At 57.3% G+C, this 15,292-nt stretch carries 18 protein-coding genes; 8 read left to right on the top strand and 10 right to left on the bottom strand.

What is annotated here, in order from left to right; genetic code table 11:
- Positions 1–61 precede the first annotated feature (61 nt).
- Complete coding sequence (locus tag ACWGXF_RS22475) at positions 62–538, top strand: GNAT family N-acetyltransferase (protein WP_012838614.1); 477 nt, start codon at positions 62–64, stop codon at positions 536–538.
- A gap of 1,081 nt (positions 539–1,619) precedes the next feature.
- Here the strand turns inward: ACWGXF_RS22475 and ACWGXF_RS22470 are convergent.
- On the bottom strand, positions 1,620–2,045 hold the full coding sequence (locus tag ACWGXF_RS22470) for a nuclear transport factor 2 family protein (protein ID WP_003062329.1): 426 nt from the start codon (positions 2,043–2,045) through the stop codon (positions 1,620–1,622).
- Between the two features lie 251 nt (positions 2,046–2,296).
- Between ACWGXF_RS22470 and ACWGXF_RS22465 the strand changes: the two genes are divergently transcribed.
- Complete coding sequence (locus ACWGXF_RS22465) at positions 2,297–2,545, top strand: TOBE domain-containing protein (RefSeq protein WP_338010712.1); 249 nt, start codon at positions 2,297–2,299, stop codon at positions 2,543–2,545.
- Between the two features lie 219 nt (positions 2,546–2,764).
- On the opposite strand, the gene ACWGXF_RS22460 is transcribed toward ACWGXF_RS22465, so the two are convergent.
- The 3 genes from ACWGXF_RS22460 to ACWGXF_RS22450 form a co-directional block, all read right to left on the bottom strand.
- Positions 2,765–3,097 (bottom strand): hypothetical protein, encoded by a 333-nt coding sequence (locus ACWGXF_RS22460; protein WP_452102510.1) that lies wholly within the window; start codon positions 3,095–3,097, stop codon positions 2,765–2,767.
- Positions 3,098–3,245: 148 nt separating this feature from the next.
- Positions 3,246–3,587 (bottom strand): hypothetical protein, encoded by a 342-nt coding sequence (locus ACWGXF_RS22455; RefSeq protein WP_452102509.1) that lies wholly within the window; start codon positions 3,585–3,587, stop codon positions 3,246–3,248.
- A 75-nt stretch (positions 3,588–3,662) separates the two neighbouring features.
- Entirely contained in the window at positions 3,663–4,586 is a 924-nt protein-coding gene (locus ACWGXF_RS22450) for a LysR family transcriptional regulator (protein WP_034354058.1), read from the bottom strand.
- Between the two features lie 96 nt (positions 4,587–4,682).
- Here ACWGXF_RS22450 and ACWGXF_RS22445 point away from each other — a divergent pair, with 96 nt between their 5' ends.
- The 3 genes from ACWGXF_RS22445 (at position 4,683) to blaOXA (ending at position 6,893) form a co-directional block, all read left to right on the top strand.
- On the top strand, positions 4,683–5,204 hold the full coding sequence (locus ACWGXF_RS22445; RefSeq protein WP_256630635.1) for a DMT family transporter: 522 nt from the start codon (positions 4,683–4,685) through the stop codon (positions 5,202–5,204).
- 271 nt (positions 5,205–5,475) lie between these two features.
- A complete protein-coding gene (locus ACWGXF_RS22440; protein WP_054075682.1) occupies positions 5,476–5,892 on the top strand; it encodes a VOC family protein in 417 nt (138 codons plus the stop codon).
- Positions 5,893–6,092: 200 nt separating this feature from the next.
- Positions 6,093–6,893, top strand: a complete 801-nt coding sequence (gene blaOXA / locus ACWGXF_RS22435; RefSeq protein WP_256630634.1) for a class D beta-lactamase — start codon at positions 6,093–6,095, stop codon at positions 6,891–6,893.
- A gap of 117 nt (positions 6,894–7,010) precedes the next feature.
- Here the strand turns inward: blaOXA and ACWGXF_RS22430 are convergent, their stop codons facing one another.
- The 3 genes from ACWGXF_RS22430 to ACWGXF_RS22420 form a co-directional block, all read right to left on the bottom strand.
- A complete protein-coding gene (locus ACWGXF_RS22430; protein ID WP_034396579.1) occupies positions 7,011–7,730 on the bottom strand; it encodes a PA1136 family autoinducer-binding transcriptional regulator in 720 nt (239 codons plus the stop codon).
- Between the two features lies 1 nt (position 7,731).
- The gene (hchA, locus tag ACWGXF_RS22425) at positions 7,732–8,580 is read right to left on the bottom strand and encodes a glyoxalase III HchA (protein ID WP_452102508.1); all 849 of its coding nucleotides are present in this window, start codon (positions 8,578–8,580) and stop codon (positions 7,732–7,734) included.
- Between the two features lie 420 nt (positions 8,581–9,000).
- Positions 9,001–10,401: an aminotransferase-like domain-containing protein gene (locus ACWGXF_RS22420; RefSeq protein ID WP_256630632.1), complete on the bottom strand. Its 1,401-nt coding sequence runs from the start codon at positions 10,399–10,401 to the stop codon at positions 9,001–9,003.
- 169 nt (positions 10,402–10,570) lie between these two features.
- On the opposite strand from ACWGXF_RS22420, the gene ACWGXF_RS22415 reads away from it, so the two are divergent.
- Positions 10,571–10,804, top strand: a complete 234-nt coding sequence (locus ACWGXF_RS22415) for a hypothetical protein (RefSeq protein ID WP_034396573.1) — start codon at positions 10,571–10,573, stop codon at positions 10,802–10,804.
- A gap of 165 nt (positions 10,805–10,969) precedes the next feature.
- Here the strand turns inward: ACWGXF_RS22415 and ACWGXF_RS22410 are convergent, their stop codons facing one another.
- Positions 10,970–11,851 (bottom strand): LysR family transcriptional regulator, encoded by an 882-nt coding sequence (locus ACWGXF_RS22410; RefSeq protein ID WP_256630631.1) that lies wholly within the window; start codon positions 11,849–11,851, stop codon positions 10,970–10,972.
- A 51-nt stretch (positions 11,852–11,902) separates the two neighbouring features.
- Between ACWGXF_RS22410 and ACWGXF_RS22405 the strand changes: the two genes are divergently transcribed.
- Positions 11,903–12,841, top strand: a complete 939-nt coding sequence (locus ACWGXF_RS22405) for a DMT family transporter (RefSeq protein ID WP_054075678.1) — start codon at positions 11,903–11,905, stop codon at positions 12,839–12,841.
- Positions 12,842–12,922: 81 nt separating this feature from the next.
- Complete coding sequence (locus tag ACWGXF_RS22400; RefSeq protein WP_452102507.1) at positions 12,923–13,555, top strand: LysE family translocator; 633 nt, start codon at positions 12,923–12,925, stop codon at positions 13,553–13,555.
- A 164-nt stretch (positions 13,556–13,719) separates the two neighbouring features.
- Here ACWGXF_RS22400 and ACWGXF_RS22395 read toward each other — a convergent pair whose 3' ends face one another.
- Positions 13,720–13,857, bottom strand: coding sequence for a hypothetical protein (locus tag ACWGXF_RS22395; RefSeq protein ID WP_452102506.1), 138 nt, complete (start codon positions 13,855–13,857; stop codon positions 13,720–13,722).
- Between the two features lie 276 nt (positions 13,858–14,133).
- Positions 14,134–15,081, bottom strand: a complete 948-nt coding sequence (locus tag ACWGXF_RS22390; RefSeq protein ID WP_452102505.1) for a bifunctional helix-turn-helix transcriptional regulator/GNAT family N-acetyltransferase — start codon at positions 15,079–15,081, stop codon at positions 14,134–14,136.
- Positions 15,082–15,292 lie beyond the last annotated feature (211 nt).

The raw sequence follows: 15,292 nt of genomic DNA, 5'->3' as shown, positions 1-15,292 counted from the left end.
CCGGCTCTACCGGCAAAGGCAATCGAATATCAATCTGACACATGCCAAGAAAGTCTGTCCTATGCCTGAAAGTGCCGTTGTAGCTGGTGTCGTGGTAAGAGCCATTCAACCCAAAGACTTTGATCAGTGGCTCTCGCTCTGGGACGGCTATAACGCTTTCTACGGACGGGCAGGGACTACCGCACTGGCCAGAGAAATTACCGAGACAACCTGGGGACGCTTCTTCAATCCCGTCGAGCCAGTTTTTGCGGTAGTCGCGGAACATGAAGAAGAAGTGGTCGGCCTGGCTCATTACCTGCTTCACCGCAGCACCCCCAGACTTGGCCCGGTCTGCTACCTGCAGGATCTTTTCACAGCCCCCACACGGCGCAAGCTCGGAATTGGCAAGGCCCTCATTAATAACGTCTACGAGCAAGCCACGCTGGCTGGCGCGAGCCGCGTCTACTGGCAAACGCAAGCAACCAATGCAGTCGGCCGTGCGCTCTACGACAAGTTGGCCAGACATAGCGGATTTATCGTTTACAGCCATGAGTTGTAGCCTGTTGCGGCCATGCTGGGGCGATGGGGCAGTGGCTTCTGGTTGAGCTGCGAGTGTCGCGGTACGGCCATAAGCGCCCGATATGTCATAGTGTTTATGCCTGCCGCAGGGGGGTGTTTTAGAGGAGAGCTACCTACATGTCAGATGACACAGAATTTTATTTAATTTGTTATTTTATTTTTTCTGCAATTATTTCTGTTCCAATATTTTTCTCTATGAATAAGCATTTAGACTCTTCGGAGTCTTTTCTTGTTGGGTTGAGACGATGCTTAAAAAATAAAACAAAAGGATCGCTTGCTCTTGCTTTATCTTTTTTGAATTTGTATTTAATTTTAATTGTATTTGCTATATCTTCCTTTATAAAATAGAAGAAGTCGTATAAATTTAGTGAGAGACTTAATTGTGGACAAAATTTAATCATTACATCCACAATGAAGTCCGTTTTCTATGGGGCGGTCAGCGACAGCCTTAGATCGGCCAAAAGCAGACATATGGCGCTCGGTTCATGACTTTAAATAATGCACGCTAATTGCCTTGCCTGATGACAAGGCATAAGATTTTCACTAAACGGTGATTAAGGATTATCAGTGGATGAACTTCTATCTGGCTTCGTTGGATTATTACTGGTATTGACGGGGAAAATTGTCGTAATCGTTGGAAGTTTTGGTCAGTGGCGCGGCGAATCGCTAAGGGCCGACGAAGGGCGCACTTATAGTGCAGCAGGATCTCTATGGTTTAAACGTGATGGACAGCGAGTAGTCACTGTTACTGGCTTGCTGTTAATTGGCGTACTGTTTTATGTGTTTCTTACATTCATCCTTTTTTGGTTATTTTCGAAGTAGTGTGCTTTTATAACGGGTCGATCACAGGCTGGCTTTGCTGAGAACCGTGTCGACAACTAGGCAGAGTAGGGTGGCTGCGAGCACTAAAGCGCCAGGGGAGTTTTCTGGGGAGTTTAGGGGGCGCGACGGGAATTGAAATGATGTCGCTCAGAGGGAGATAGCCCCGCTGCACCCCTTAAACCCCTGCCTGATCGGTTTGATTCCCATCGCATAGATACCGATGCCTCAGACCGTGTGGATCAGGCCATATTTGCGGCCCAACTGCGAACTTGCTTTCGTGATTTGATCTTCCAGCCATCCTTTGTGCGCTCAAGGCTGTCTTCATACCAAAGGCCGCTCACAAAAGTGGTTTCTTTGCCTTCAGGTGTCTTGCCCGTCATGGGGACGATGGCCGCAGATCGGGCGGTGGCGCTATTTCCTGCCAGATCAATTTTGACGGTAGAGACTGTGTGCTGTGTCGAGGCCAGGCTGCCAAGGATTGGTACAAAAAACTCTTGCAGCTCGGCAGGAGAGCCTTTGGGTCCACCAAAGGCGGTGAAGTCCAAAATCGCATCAGGAAGAAATATCGCTTGAAACGAGTGCCAGTCCTTTTCGTCTAAAGCATGACAGTACCGTGCCAGGAGTTCGTTGATTTCTACCTTGTCCGAGATGTCCTGAAGTGTCATTGCTGGCTCCGTTTGGAAGTCATGATTTGAACCTGTCAGGACAATACGTGTATCGGCCGCTTGGGCATCGTCTGTATCGACTATCGCGCATGTAGCGGTAATTTTTGAGGAGCATTTGACTCACAAAGGCTGGCGAATGTCCGCAGCCGACAAGCGATTGCGGCCGTCGTTGCTCGGCCCATTGCAGTCATACAGCGGCTGATAGGATCTCTATATGGCAGAGCTTCTACAGCCATCAAGTCGCTGAATATATGCTCTTGTCCGTCGTCATTTCTTCAGATACAGATACTATGAAAATCAGTGCTCGCAATGTCTTGCAAGGCAAGGTTGTCTCGATTGTCACGGGCCCAGTCAGCACGGAATTGACACTGGAAGTTGCCCCTGGTGTGAGAGTCACGTCCTCTATCACCTCGACGTCGGCCCAGTCCCTGGGGTTGAAAGAGGGCGACAACGCATATGCCGTCATTAAAGCGTCGTCGGTAATGGTCGCTGTGGATTAAACAGCTCTTCTGTCTAAGCAAGGAGGCTCCTAAGGGAGCCTTTCTGATTCAGCCAGTTCAGATCAGTTGGATGCGCTAAGTTAAAAACTTCTTTCGCAAGCAACGACCTCCAGACCGGCGCAGCGGATAGCACGGCGATGTTTGCGCAGACAGCCAACAGGTATCAGAAGCCGGACAAGGGATTGCTGCGCTTCTGAATTCCGGGGCGTTGAGGTCCAATCAAGTCAGGTGGTCTTCCACAATCAACCAGCCCATGCTCCCAACCCCATCATTGATGATGTCCAGGTGGTTGCCGCCCTCGTACAGACGAATGTTCTGACCAACGAAGGCTTTGGGTGCAAGGCGCTCAATATTGGACAGGGCCAGCCTTATTTGCTCGCCAAGCTCAGAAAGTGACTTTTGAGAGTAGTCAATGTCGATAGCCTCGGCCAGCAGTCCATAGACAACTCTCTTTTTTCCCTCTTCGGGGAAAGCGAGCACCTTTGTATGCAAGAGCTCTGCATCCGAAAATTTGCGACCAGTGAGCTTTTCAAAAACTTCAATGATTGGCAAAGTGCCCTCCTAGCGCTGCGTGACTCAATGTAACCAGCATAGTCGAGCGCATTGAAGAGATGCAAGCAGCAAGAGCGCGTAGTTACGCCTACTTCACCAATGAATTCAGGACTGCAAACGACGCAGACCAGCTGCTGGGCATGGTTTGTCAATCGTCCTCAGGTGCCTGATCCTGCCCGTGAAAGGCTTCCCATGCAGCTGCTTCCAGCTCACCGCAATCAGAGATGAGATTGCCGCTCTCATCATGAAGCGTATACGTTTGTTGCTCACCTCCAATGCTCGCGGCGCCATCAAGTCCCAGCAGCAAGGTATACATGGTGTCTCCCAGCACCGAATCCAGAATCGCTCGAAGTTGCTCGTGCTGCTTGGGCGTGAGCTCCAGAGCTTCGATCCGCGCTGCGACCTCCGACTCCTCATGAGCATTCATGAAAGACAAAAGAAGTTCTGATTTGAGCTTGACCCAGTTTTCAACAAATTGTTTGGCGTTCATCGTTACATGCGCAGTCATCGGCAGCGTCCAGGAGACTGAAGAAAAATTACCGCAAAAGTCGCGACTTGTGGCAACTCACTGCTGGCCAGCATTCGGTTTGCAGCTGTTCATCACAGCAAGCCTGAGCCAGGCCAACGCAGGATCATTGTGCTTTCGCGCATGCCAGGCCTGTTGGTATGCCATTTTCGGCAGTTGCAATTGGCGTGGAGGCGCAAACTGCCGCAGATTCTTGAATGAGCGCAGCGGTCCGACAGCACGACGGGCAATCGTCAGAACCAGATCGGTACCTGGCAGCAATTCAACCGCAGCGCTCCAGTGTGGCAAGGCCACCGCAATCCTCCTTTTAAGTCCCTTGGCGGCGAGTGCGCGCTCGATCTCGTCGTTCGCATCCGGCCTCAATGCCAGCATGACATGAGGGCGCGTCAGCCATTCCTCCAGCGACAGTCCTCCTTTTTCCGGACTGACGGCCTTGTCTGCGAGACAGATGAAATCCTCTTCAAACAGTGTTTCGACCTGGATGTCTTGTGCAAGATCGGGAAAGATCCCCAGAGCCAGGTCCAGTTCACCATCGGCTAGCTGTACCAGCATGGCATCCCGGCTGGCCTGACTGATGGCGAAGTCAAAGCCGGGCGCATGTTTGCGGACATATCGCATCAGGTCCGGAAGTACCAGACGAGCCGCATAGTCGGACAGTGACAGCCTGAATCGTCGTTGTGCCTGCAGTGGATCGAACTGAGGTGTTCCCAGCAGAGTATTGAGGCTGCCCAAGGCCTCCGAGAGCGGTTGCAGCAGCGCATTGCCTCGGGCCGTCAGCTCCAGCTTTCCCTGTTTGCGCACCAGCAATGGGTCATTGAAATGCTCGCGTAGCTGAGCTAGCGAATGACTCACTGCCGGTTGGCTCTTGTGCAGGCGCATGGCAGCCCTGGTCACGTGCTTCTCGGTCAGCAACGCGTGAAGTGCCAGCAGCAGATTGAGGTCGATACGGCGCAGATCATCCATGCGAAGAATAGTACACGTGCATATAAACGATTTCTATAATTAATCCGTATGCGAGACCATTCAGACATTGCTTAGACATTTGAAGGAGTGGCAGATATGAACAGCAAGATGGCATTGATGACGGTCGCCTCACTGGGCATGGCCTTGCTGGCGGGGGCCATCCTGCCTTTTCAGGCCGCTGCAAATGCCAACGCAGGCCGTGCTCTGGGTCACCCTTTCTGGGGGGCTGCCACATCGCTGGTGATCAGCCTGGCCGTGATGGTGCCCATGCTGATGCTGGTCAAAGCCCCCATGCCGAATTTCAGCAATGCGTTTCACGGTCCCTGGTGGTTGTGGATCGGCGGTGTCCTGGGGGCTGTTTACGTCGCCAGTGCTGCAGCCCTGATACCCAAACTGGGTGCCGGCGGATTTCTGGTCGCCGTGGTCGCAGGACAGATGGTCGTGGCGGTATTGATCGATCACTTCGGCGTCATGGGACTGGAGCCCAAGCCCATCAACGTCATGCGTGTGCTGGGCGTGCTCCTGATTCTTGGCGGGGTGTTCCTGATCCAGGGAGCGGGAGCAGCCAGGCCTGCCGCCGCTGCGATCCCCGCCACCTCCGGCGTGGGCTTGGCTTGAGCACAAAAATAGTGATTGGCCCACTGGAGCGGCGCCAGTGCGCTGAACACTTCTCGAAAGGAAATGGAAATCAGCGCCTCACGCCGAAATGCTCAATGCGAGCCTTTGGTTGGACATTGACGGCCTCATGCCGTAACTGCGTTTGACAAGATCAAGCAAGCACGGGCCTTCCGATCAAGAAGAATGTCCCTGACGCTCGCCGAACGTCTGGGGTTCCATCACACCAAGTGCATACGATTAGGAGTGTGCATGTCTGGAGCAGGAGATCGCCATGAGCAAATTCAGTATTCAGCACATTGATCACATCGTGTTGCGCGTCACTGACCTGGAGCGCAGCATCCGCTTCTACCAAGCGGTCCTGGGCTGTACCTTGGTGAAGCGTCGCGAGGATTTGGGTATGGTTCACCTGCGAGCTGGTGCATCCATGATTGACCTGGTGGATGTTGAGGGCCCTTTAGGCCGTGCGGGCGGAGCTGCGGCTTCAAGCGAGCGCAGAAATGTCGATCATTTCTGCCTGCGTATCGAGCCTTTTGACGAGCAAGCCATCCTCGCCCATTTGGCTGGCCATGGTCTTGAGGCGGATAGGGCGGTGCGGCGCTTTGGCGCTGACGGCATGGGCCTGTCCATTTACTGCAAAGACCCGGACGGCAATCAGCTTGAACTTAAAGGGCCAGCGAGCGCCGATTGACAGCTCAGGCTGCAGTCCGTACTCCCGGAGTGCTCGCTATGCCCGACCTGGTTGCTCGAAAGACAGCCTCTGGCTGTGGATTCAAGCGATTGCGGCTGTCGCTGTCCGGCCCGCAAGAGACGCTGCCCATCACGGCAAGGTGTCACCGCTCCTGTCTCGGTCAACTCAGGACGGGTTCGTTTGCCCCTTAAACTAGCCGCATGAATCGACGTAGTCTGGTCTTATCCGCCCTGGCCGCAGGGTTTGCTCAAGTGACGGCGGCAGGCCCCCAGCCTCAGGAAATGGCCGAGTGGTCTCGGTTTTTCACAGAAGCCGATGCGCAAGGCAGCATCGTTGTTCTCGATGCACGCGATAACTCTGAAACTACCCACGTCTACAACGTGTCGCGTTCCGCTCGGCGTTACTCGCCAGCCTCTACCTTCAAGATTCCGCATAGCCTGTTTGCGCTTGATGCAGGGCTGCTGCGTGATGAATTTCAGCTTATTCAATGGGATGGCGTGAAACGACCTGTGCAGGCCTGGAACGTGGACCAGAATCTGCGCTCCGCGATGAGGAACTCCACCGTCTGGGTGTATGAGCGCTTCGCCAAGGAACTCGGCGATGCACGTGAGACCGCCTATATGCGAAAGATTGGGTATGGCAATGCGGTCGCCACTGGCGACAAGCCATTCTGGGTTGAGGGCGACCTCGCCATCTCGTCTTTCGAGCAGATTGCTTTCTTGCAACGGCTTTACCGCAATCAACTGCCTTTCCAGGTCGAGCACCAGCGGCTTGTGAAGGACGTGATGGTCAATGAAGCAGGGCCTGACTGGATACTGCGTGCAAAAACGGGCTGGACCGGAAAAATCGGCTGGTGGGTGGGCTGGGTAGAGTGGCCCAGCGGCCCCGTCTTCTTTGCCTTGAACATGGACACGCCCAACAGACTTGCCGACCTTGCCAAACGGCAAAGCATCACACGCAATGTTCTGCGCTCCATTAAAGCGCTACCCACTTCAGCATAGACCCGAACCGGGAGCAGAAGCCAGCAGAGCCATGTCTTGAAGAGCTCCTGTGGCCGGTTCCTGCCCCCCGTTTACATGCTCCAAAGGGATACTTGAGATGTGAGCCGACATGGATAGTCAGGCGACGATCTCTCCGTTGCGGATCGCCACGCGAATGGCCTGCGCCGTCGTGGCAACGCCCAGGCGCTTGCGGATGCGGCGCAGGTGGTTTTCCACAGTGCGTTCGGACAGGCCGAGGGTTGCGGCAATCTCCGTCTGCCGCCGGCCGGCGGCCGTCCATGCGAGCACCTCACGTTCGCGATCGGACAAGGGGCCGAGTTCCTCTTGCGCGGGCAGCTCCAGCAGCCTGCGCGCCGTGCGGAATGCGATTTGGGCGATCAGCTCCAGCGCCAGCCGGGCCTGCGGCGAGGCATCGATGCGCTCGCCGCCCAGGCTCATCGCGCCTTCCAGCCCCAGGAGGCCGAATACAGGCACTTGCAGACCGTGGATACCCGGGCCTTGCGGCGCGCGGACGACGCTGTAACGCTCGCCCTGAGCGCCGTTGGTCTTGGTCCAGAAGAAGGGCTGGTTCGTCTCCAGGATATGGCGCGTCACCGGGCAGTGCCGCACGTAGGTTTCAGCATCGACAGGCGCGCCCGTGCCGAACCAGTCGCCTTCGATCCAGTAGATGCGCTCCACCGCATCGTCCCGAGCGCTGGAAGCCGAGAACAGCACAAAACGGTCGTACCCCAGCGGCGCGCCGACAGCACGCACCGTATCCTGGATTGCGGCAAGGCTGCGGGCGCCCTCGATGGCGAGGGCTCCGTGTAATGCCGCCTGCGCGATTGCAGTGCTCATCTCAGGCCGTAACTTCCTTGAGCAAGGTTTCGGCCGCGAGCTTGCCAAGCGCATTGCCAGCCAGAGGGCTGTCGCCGGTGATCAGCTGGCGGTCCCGGTGCACGGCACCCGAGATGCCGTCGTTGACGATCTCGAAACCCAGGGCCTTGAGCCTTTCGCCGAACTTCCAGGTCAGGTGACCCGGCATGTAGCCGATGGCCGGGGTCTGCGAATCAAGTGCGTCGGGGAAGGCGCAGATCTTGTAGCCTCGGTAGATGTCGCTGTCGCCAACCGCGAGGAAGGCAGCAGGTCCGTGGCACAGGGAGATGACGAACCGGTTGTTGGCCGCAGCCCATTCCAGCACCGCACCTACGTCACGGCTGTCGGGGATGCCGATCAGCGCGCCATGCCCGCCGGGGACGAAGATGGCGGCGTACTGCTCCAGCCCTTGCTCAAGCACCGTCGACAGGCGCAGCGGCTCCTTGAATTGCGAGTGGTACTTGTTGAAGAAGCCCTTGACCGTCTCGTCTTCGGAACGCATTGCCCAGAACTCGAACTTGACGGGATTTCCCGACACCGTTGCCACATCGAACGCGAATCCCGCCTTGTCCAGGTGGTACATGGGCAGCAGTGTCTCGACCGGGTGGTTGCCGGTGGAGAAAAAGCTGCCGTTATCGGTCAGCAGGTAGCGCTCGTCTGCGCCGATCATCAGGATCTTCTTGCTGCCTTGATAGGTTTTCGCGTAGTCGGCGCCGCTCAGGTCGGACTTGGGCGACGTGAACTGGCTGAGCGAGTAGGGGGAGGGGAAGAACGCATTGAGTTCGGCCGGATCGGGTTGCGGTTGCTTGTCGGGAGTCGATGGTTCAGCCATGGGGCACCTCTGGGGTAGTTTGCGGAGGGCACAACAATGCGGCGGCAAGAAACCTGTGGCAATGAGGGATTTCCGTCAACGCGGGTCGGGCGAAGCCGGCGGCGTGTACTTGCAAAGCAAGTGTGCAGAATCGCGAACTCATCACATGCGGCGCCTGTCGTGCATGGCTCTCCTTCCCAGTCTGATCAAGGCTGGCCGGCCTTGTGATGATGGCGTAATAGGGCAATGTCGGCAGCACCGGATTGCCAGAGCGCTTGTTACAAACGGAAAGCTGCAGTCCATCCGCTCAACCTAGAACGACCATATGTCGCGGCCGTATGAGTCCTCTGCGAAAAAAGCCGGCGCAGTCGATGGTTGAGCCGGCCTGGATGCGACCGCACTGAGGGCGCTCCTGAATGGTGCACCGTCTTTCCCGGGCACTTAAACCACCGCAGCGCTGAACGGCTCTGGCCTTCGTGCAAGCAGATGAGACAGCTTTTGAAGGCCCGTCTGCAAGCGTCCACGGTCCTTGATACTGCCCAGCGAGATGCGAATGGCATTGACGGAGCCGCTGCTGGCGGCGCTGGTTGCGAATGCCTCCGCCGGCGTGACGGCGATGCCCTCGTTGTCGGCCGCACGCGCAAGCTGTGAGGAGTTCCAATACCCTGGCAACTCGAGCCATACATGCAGGCCGTCTCCAGTGCCGCTGTACCTCCCCGCAAGAATATCCCTGGCCATCCAGTGGCGCAGACGCGCCTCCTTGCGTACGCCTTCCATCAAAGCAGCAGCCGAACCGTCGAGAATCCACTGTGTGGCCAGTGCGGCCGTCAGAGGAGCGACCATCAGCGCAAATGACCTGAGCGCGACCAGGAAGCGTTCGCGTTCATGCGGGTCACGTATGAGCACGAAGGCGACACGCAAGCCGGGCGTCAGGCATTTCGACAGGGTCGAGATGTAGGACACCTGTTCAGGGGCAAACGTGGCAATAGGTGGCGGCGGTGCATCGGCAAGCAGCCAGTAGGGATCATCCTCGACGATGCGTACATTGCAGCGCTTGGCGATGTTGGCGAGCTCCTTGCGCCGGCGCTCCGGAATGGTGATGGCGGTCGGGTTCTGCAATGTAGGGTTGAGGTAGAGCAGCCCAGGCTGGTGCTGATGGCAGGCTTGCTCCAGCATCTCGGGCACCACCCCATGCTGGTCCGCTTCCACCGCAACGATGCGCCGGCCGAACTGGGTCGCAGCAGTACGCAGGCCCGGATAACTTGCCGGCTCTGTCAGTATCACATCGCCAGGCTTCGTCAGCGCCAGGATCAATGCGGCAATTGCCGCTTGAGCGCCCGGACAGACAACAACCTGTGCTGAATCCAGAGCTCCAAACATCGGCTCCAGCCATCTGGCTCCTGCCTTGCGGTCGGAGTCGCTTCCTCCGCCCAGGTGGTAAGTCATCAGCAATGCGGTGTCTGCCCCCATCATTACCTGAGAAAGGCCTTGTTTCAGCAGGTCGTCGAAGTCCACGCCAGCGGGTGGGGGAGGAGTGTTCATGCTCAGGTCGAGGACCGAGGTCAGCTCAATTCTCGGTGCCGCGACATAAGTACCCCGCGCGCCGCGGCCTTCCAGCAGATGGCGGCGTCTGGCTTCGTCGTATGCGCGCGTGACCGTTGTCAGGTCGAGGTTCAGCTGTGCTGCCAATTGGCGCTGCGGGGGCAGACGATCACCCGGCTTCAGCGAACCGTCAGCCATTGCCGCCTGCAAGGCATCCGCAATCTGCAAGAAGCGTGGCCCGCCATGCACGGCCAATCGCGGCAGCCAAACGGGCAAACTGTCATCTTGTATGGTTTTCATACGCAGACATTTTGTCTCAATGTATGGAAATTGCTTTTAAGTAATATGCCTCAGAGCGTGTAGCGATCCCATTCTTGTATGGCAATCGCCGACGTTTTCGCCTCTCTCCTTAGGGAAGCGGTGTTCCTTACGGTAGACAGTGTCAAGTCATAGGCTGGAAATTTTCAAAATGATCGATTGGGTCCCTGTAATCTTTGTTACGTTCAAGGTTCTCATCTTCGGCGCGTGCATGTTCTTTGCCATCAAGTGGCATTACGACCAAGGCAAGAAGGGGATGGACAGGCGCGCGCTGCTGCGCACGGGCGGCAAGGTGGCTGCCGCCTTCATGCTGGCGCTGCTGTTTGTTCTGCTGTTCACCTTCGGCCTTGCCAGAATGCTCGGCATGGACTTGAGCCTGCCATGACGGCGAAGGCTGGTTGGCCGATATCCAGTCATGCAACGAACCTTGCACTCATCGCACGGCCATGACTGGCTGTCTTATCGAAGATGGCAATCTGCCTTGCGTGGCCTTTGCAGACTACCTTTGGCCCCAGGCATTCGGGAGACCACTTGCTTCGGATGACAAGGTTTACTCAATCGTCAGGCTGCCTCTGCTTTTCCGGGCCAGCTCGACAAAAGCCAAAGCAGCGGGCGAGAGCTTGTCAAAGCTCAGCGCGGCCAACGCGATTTTCCGGCGACAACGGGGCTTTAACGGGCGGTAGACAACACCTGCCGGGGGCTCGGGCAGAGCCAGACGTGCGGCAATGGTGACTGCCTCGCCTTGCGCGACAAAGCCCATCATCGAGGTGAGCTGCTCAAACTTGAACAGAGTTCTGGGTGAGGCGCCCTGGCTGGCCAAAAAAGCATCGATATGGGGGCCTGAGCCTGCGCTGGTACGGATAAAGGGCTGTCCATGAAAGCTCATGGCTGCAATGGCCGATTGGGACGCCAGGGGGTGCGCAGCAGGCAGCACCGCCACCAGCTCGTCTTCGGCCAGGGTCAGGGTGTCGAAGCGCTCGTCGGGCAAGACGACAAAGCCCAGTTCCACGCGCCGCTCCAGCAGCCACTGAACGACTGTGTCGTCCATGGCTTCCTCAATGTGCACCTCGACCAGGGGGTGCTTTTGCTGAAAACGTGCCAGGAGCTTCGGCAGCAGACGCAGCGACGAGGTGGCGCCAAAAGATGCGATGCGCAAGGTGCCCCGGGCAATGCCATGCTCCGCATCGGCTTCCTGCTGCAATGCCTCTTTTTGCTGAAGGATGTCATTGGCGCGGCTCAGTAGCCTGGCGCCCACTTCGGTCAGTGTTGCCGCTGCTCCTTCTCGTTTGAAAAGGGAGATGCCCAGCTCTGTCTCCAACTGCTTGATGGCATGGCTGACGCCGCTCTGGGAAATACCCAGCACACCCGCTGCGCGCGAGAAGCTGCCGACTCGGGCGAGCGCAGCAAAGACTTCGAGTTGCGTGAATGTCATGAGCTTTTACTCATTCGACGATGAATACTGATTATCAGATAGTAACGTCTCATGAACACATCACGAACTTCCACCCATTTGGGATTGATCGGCATGGCTGCCCTGTGGGGCGCCTCCTGGCCCTGGGGACGCATCGTCGCGCAAGCCATGCCTCCGCTGGCTGCGGCCAGCCTGCGCTTTTTTCTGGCTGGTTTCCTGCTGGTGCTGTGGCTGTACCGCAGCGGGCGCATGGGTGCATTGCGTGTTCTGGGGCCTCGCCAATGGGCGGGCCTGGCCTGCGCTTCTGCCGTAGGCGTGCTGGGCTACTCCGTGTTCTTCTTGCAGGCACTCAAGACCGTGCCCGCGGGCAAGGCGGCCATGGTGGTGGCGCTCAACCCGGTACTGACCATGCTGTTCGCAGCGCTGCTGTTTCGTGAACGCGTGAACGCCGTCATGTGCCTGGGCTTGGGGCTCGCCGTGACGGGCGCCCTGTATGCGCTGAGCGGCGGCGCTTTGGGGGAGCTGGTGTCTTCCTCGTCCGGCGTGGGAGAGTGGCTGCTGCTTGGCTGCGCCGCATGCTGGGTTGCCTATACCCTGATAGGACGCATCGTTCTGACCCGCGTGGATGCGCTGACCACGACGACGGCAACCGCACTCATTGGCGCTGCACTGCTTCTTATGGCCAGCATTGCTCTGGAGGGCTCGTCCGCCTGGGCTGGCCTGGCAAAAGCCCCTGCCGTCGCCTGGTACAGCGTTGTGGCGCTGGCCCTGGGCGCTACGGCATTGGCTTACGCCTGGTACTTGAAGGGCGTCCAGGAACTGGGTGCTGGCGCCGCAGCCGCGTATATGTCACTGGTGCCGCTGTTTGGCATGCTGCTGTCCAGCGTCTGGCTCGGAGAGCCCATCACCAGCTCGCTGCTGGGTGGCGGCGCTACGGCCATCTTCGGCATGTTGTTGATGAATATCGGGCGCATACGACTGGAGAGAGCCTCTCACTCTGCGGCAGCCTGATTCGGGTCGAGTGCTGCTGCTTGCGGCCAGGAGCAGACCTCGACTGATATATTCAAATGCAACAACACTTAAGAAACCATCATGCCTGGCTTTGAGAATTGGCTTGCCTTCGGCCTTGTTTCCATTGGAATGGTCCTCACTCCAGGACCGAACATGGTTTATTTGATTTCCCGATCGATATGCCAGGGGCGGGCCGCCGGGCTGATATCCCTGGGGGGAGTTGCTCTCGGTTTCGTGTTCTACATGATGTGCGCGGCACTGGGCATTACGGCGATCGTCATGGCGGTGCCGTATGCCTACGATGCGTTGCGCATTGGCGGGGCTCTGTACCTGATCTATCTCGCATGGCAAGCCGTCAAGCCGGGCGGCCGCTCTCCGTTCGAAGTCAAGAACCTTCCGCAGGACGGCCCAAAGAAGCTGTTCCTGATGGGCTTCCTGACCAATCTTCTCAACCCGAAGATCGCCGTGATGTATCTGTCCCTGCTGCCTCAATTCATCAGCCCTGAACATGGCAGCGTGCTCTCGCAATCCCTGGTTCTGGGCTTCACCCAGATTGTGATCAGCGTCAGTGTGAATGCCACGATTGCCATGCTTGCAGGATCGATAGCAGTATTTCTTTCCGGCCGTCCGACGTGGATCCTGGTCCAGCGATGGCTGATGGGAACGGTTCTCGCCGGCTTGGCCGTTCGTATGTTGACCGAAGCAAGGAAATAGCACCTTGCCGAATCACTTAGGGCCGTATTGCGACAGTCATTGATCGAGCATTTGCGTCCTGCCACACCTATCGGAAACGGTCACTGGGAGATGAAGCCATTGGCCACGGCGATGCTCAACAGCCAATCGGCGTTCAGCATCGTCGAACCTTACACGCCCGGCCCTTAGAAGCGGTAGCGCGCTGTCACCAGTACATTGCGCGGATCGCGGTGGACACCCGTGCCGTAAGAGCCCAGACCCGGCATATAGGTCTTGTCGAACAGGTTGTTCACATGGACCGACATCGACCAGTGTTTGTCCATCTCCTAGCGTGCCATCAGTCCCACCACGGCATAAGAGGGCTGGGTGGCGCGCCACTACGGAGCGCTGGGTTGCTGGTAATAGGTTTCGGTTTGCCAGGTGATATTGCCACCCACTGTTCTTTGCGGGGCCGCCGCGCCAATGGCTCTGTGCCATCGCTCCATTCACGGTGGGGCGCTACATTTGCATCATGGCTCTCATGGCGCGCCGCGAAATCGCCACAGCAGCTTTGCCGCCTGCTGTCGGCCAGGAGCTGTCCTTGAACCGGCAATGAAATTTCAAGTCAAGCGAACGAGTTGCTGCTCGGTAACCGTGCTTCCCCATTGCGCTCCTTGTTCCTCCTTGTGCAGCTTGAAGCCAAAAGACTCATACAGCTTGCGGGCGGCGTCCAAGCCTTTGAACGTCCACAGATGGACTTCACGGAACCCGCGTATGTCGCAGAATGTCATCGCCTCTGTCATCAACTGCCTGCCGACACCGCTACCGCGACAACCATCGTCCAAGATGAACCATCGCAGATGGGCTCTGTTGTCACCTAGGTCCTGGCCGTCAATCGCGAGCGAGCCAACAATTCGGTCATTGAGCAGGGCGGTCCATACCCTATTGCACGGCTCGTTCAGCCGTCCGGCGAACTCTGCCGCGCCAGTCGCGACCTGGCTCTCGAAAAACTGCCCGAAATTGGAGTGCTTCGAGTAGAACGCCGCATGCATTTCGGCAATGCGCCCAACCAGTCCGGGGCGATACCCTGCGCTTACGGTGATTGGGCTTTGCTGCTTTTCCGCCATATTCAAGCGATGGGCTTTGAGCGCTCCTGCATATGCAGACAAGCCCTGCGCAACCGCCTGTTGCTGGGAGCGATTGAGGTGCTGAAACGCAGCTTGCACCTGCATCTGGCCATAGGAATGAATCTGCCTGACCGTGCTGCGCCCCTGGGCCGTCAACTGCAGTAGCTTGAAACGGCCATCATCGATAGCAGCCACTTCCTTGATCTCTCCTGCTGCAACCAGCTTCGCAAGCATGCGGCTGACGCTTGACTTCTCCAACCCCAGAAGCTGCACAAGTTGAACCGAGGTCATGCCTTCATGGGCGTCGATTTCAAGCAATGCATGCACAGCCGATGCCGAGTAATCCGTTGCGGCCAGTGTCGGCTGCATGAATCCGAGCTCTCTTACCAGGGCGCGGGAGTCGGCTCGAATCGAGTCAATTTCAGACATGGTGTTGGTCATTTGTGGCGTCATGCAATCAATATTGGTTGCAATATACAACTATATGGTTGTATTGTGCAACTGATTTGTGCCGCAACCTGGTCTGGGCGGATTGCTGGCCATGGCAAGGCCCAGCATGTCGGTCATCTCATCACGTGTTAATTTCCACGCAAAACTGACCCGCCATTTCCATCTCAAACTGACCCACCCTTTGGCTTGAGCCGTAAGGCTC

The organism is Comamonas sp. HJ-2 (assembly GCF_053615495.1).
This window is presented reverse-complemented; position numbering and strand designations above follow the sequence as displayed.

Excerpts from the sequence above, each read along its gene's own strand:
- ACWGXF_RS22475 (WP_012838614.1), top strand. The coding sequence starts at position 62 with ATGCCTGAAAGTGCCGTTGTAGCTGGTGTCGTGGTAAGAGCCATTCAA.
- ACWGXF_RS22470 (WP_003062329.1), bottom strand. The coding sequence starts at position 2,045 with ATGACACTTCAGGACATCTCGGACAAGGTAGAAATCAACGAACTCCTG.
- ACWGXF_RS22465 (WP_338010712.1), top strand. The coding sequence starts at position 2,297 with ATGCTCTTGTCCGTCGTCATTTCTTCAGATACAGATACTATGAAAATC.
- ACWGXF_RS22455 (WP_452102509.1), bottom strand. The coding sequence starts at position 3,587 with ATGAACGCCAAACAATTTGTTGAAAACTGGGTCAAGCTCAAATCAGAA.
- ACWGXF_RS22450 (WP_034354058.1), bottom strand. The coding sequence starts at position 4,586 with ATGGATGATCTGCGCCGTATCGACCTCAATCTGCTGCTGGCACTTCAC.
- ACWGXF_RS22445 (WP_256630635.1), top strand. The coding sequence starts at position 4,683 with ATGAACAGCAAGATGGCATTGATGACGGTCGCCTCACTGGGCATGGCC.
- ACWGXF_RS22440 (WP_054075682.1), top strand. The coding sequence starts at position 5,476 with ATGAGCAAATTCAGTATTCAGCACATTGATCACATCGTGTTGCGCGTC.
- blaOXA (WP_256630634.1), top strand. The coding sequence starts at position 6,093 with ATGAATCGACGTAGTCTGGTCTTATCCGCCCTGGCCGCAGGGTTTGCT.
- ACWGXF_RS22430 (WP_034396579.1), bottom strand. The coding sequence starts at position 7,730 with ATGAGCACTGCAATCGCGCAGGCGGCATTACACGGAGCCCTCGCCATC.
- hchA (WP_452102508.1), bottom strand. The coding sequence starts at position 8,580 with ATGGCTGAACCATCGACTCCCGACAAGCAACCGCAACCCGATCCGGCC.
- ACWGXF_RS22420 (WP_256630632.1), bottom strand. The coding sequence starts at position 10,401 with ATGAAAACCATACAAGATGACAGTTTGCCCGTTTGGCTGCCGCGATTG.
- ACWGXF_RS22415 (WP_034396573.1), top strand. The coding sequence starts at position 10,571 with ATGATCGATTGGGTCCCTGTAATCTTTGTTACGTTCAAGGTTCTCATC.
- ACWGXF_RS22410 (WP_256630631.1), bottom strand. The coding sequence starts at position 11,851 with ATGACATTCACGCAACTCGAAGTCTTTGCTGCGCTCGCCCGAGTCGGC.
- ACWGXF_RS22405 (WP_054075678.1), top strand. The coding sequence starts at position 11,903 with ATGAACACATCACGAACTTCCACCCATTTGGGATTGATCGGCATGGCT.
- ACWGXF_RS22400 (WP_452102507.1), top strand. The coding sequence starts at position 12,923 with ATGCCTGGCTTTGAGAATTGGCTTGCCTTCGGCCTTGTTTCCATTGGA.
- ACWGXF_RS22395 (WP_452102506.1), bottom strand. The coding sequence starts at position 13,857 with ATGGACAAACACTGGTCGATGTCGGTCCATGTGAACAACCTGTTCGAC.
- ACWGXF_RS22390 (WP_452102505.1), bottom strand. The coding sequence starts at position 15,081 with ATGACCAACACCATGTCTGAAATTGACTCGATTCGAGCCGACTCCCGC.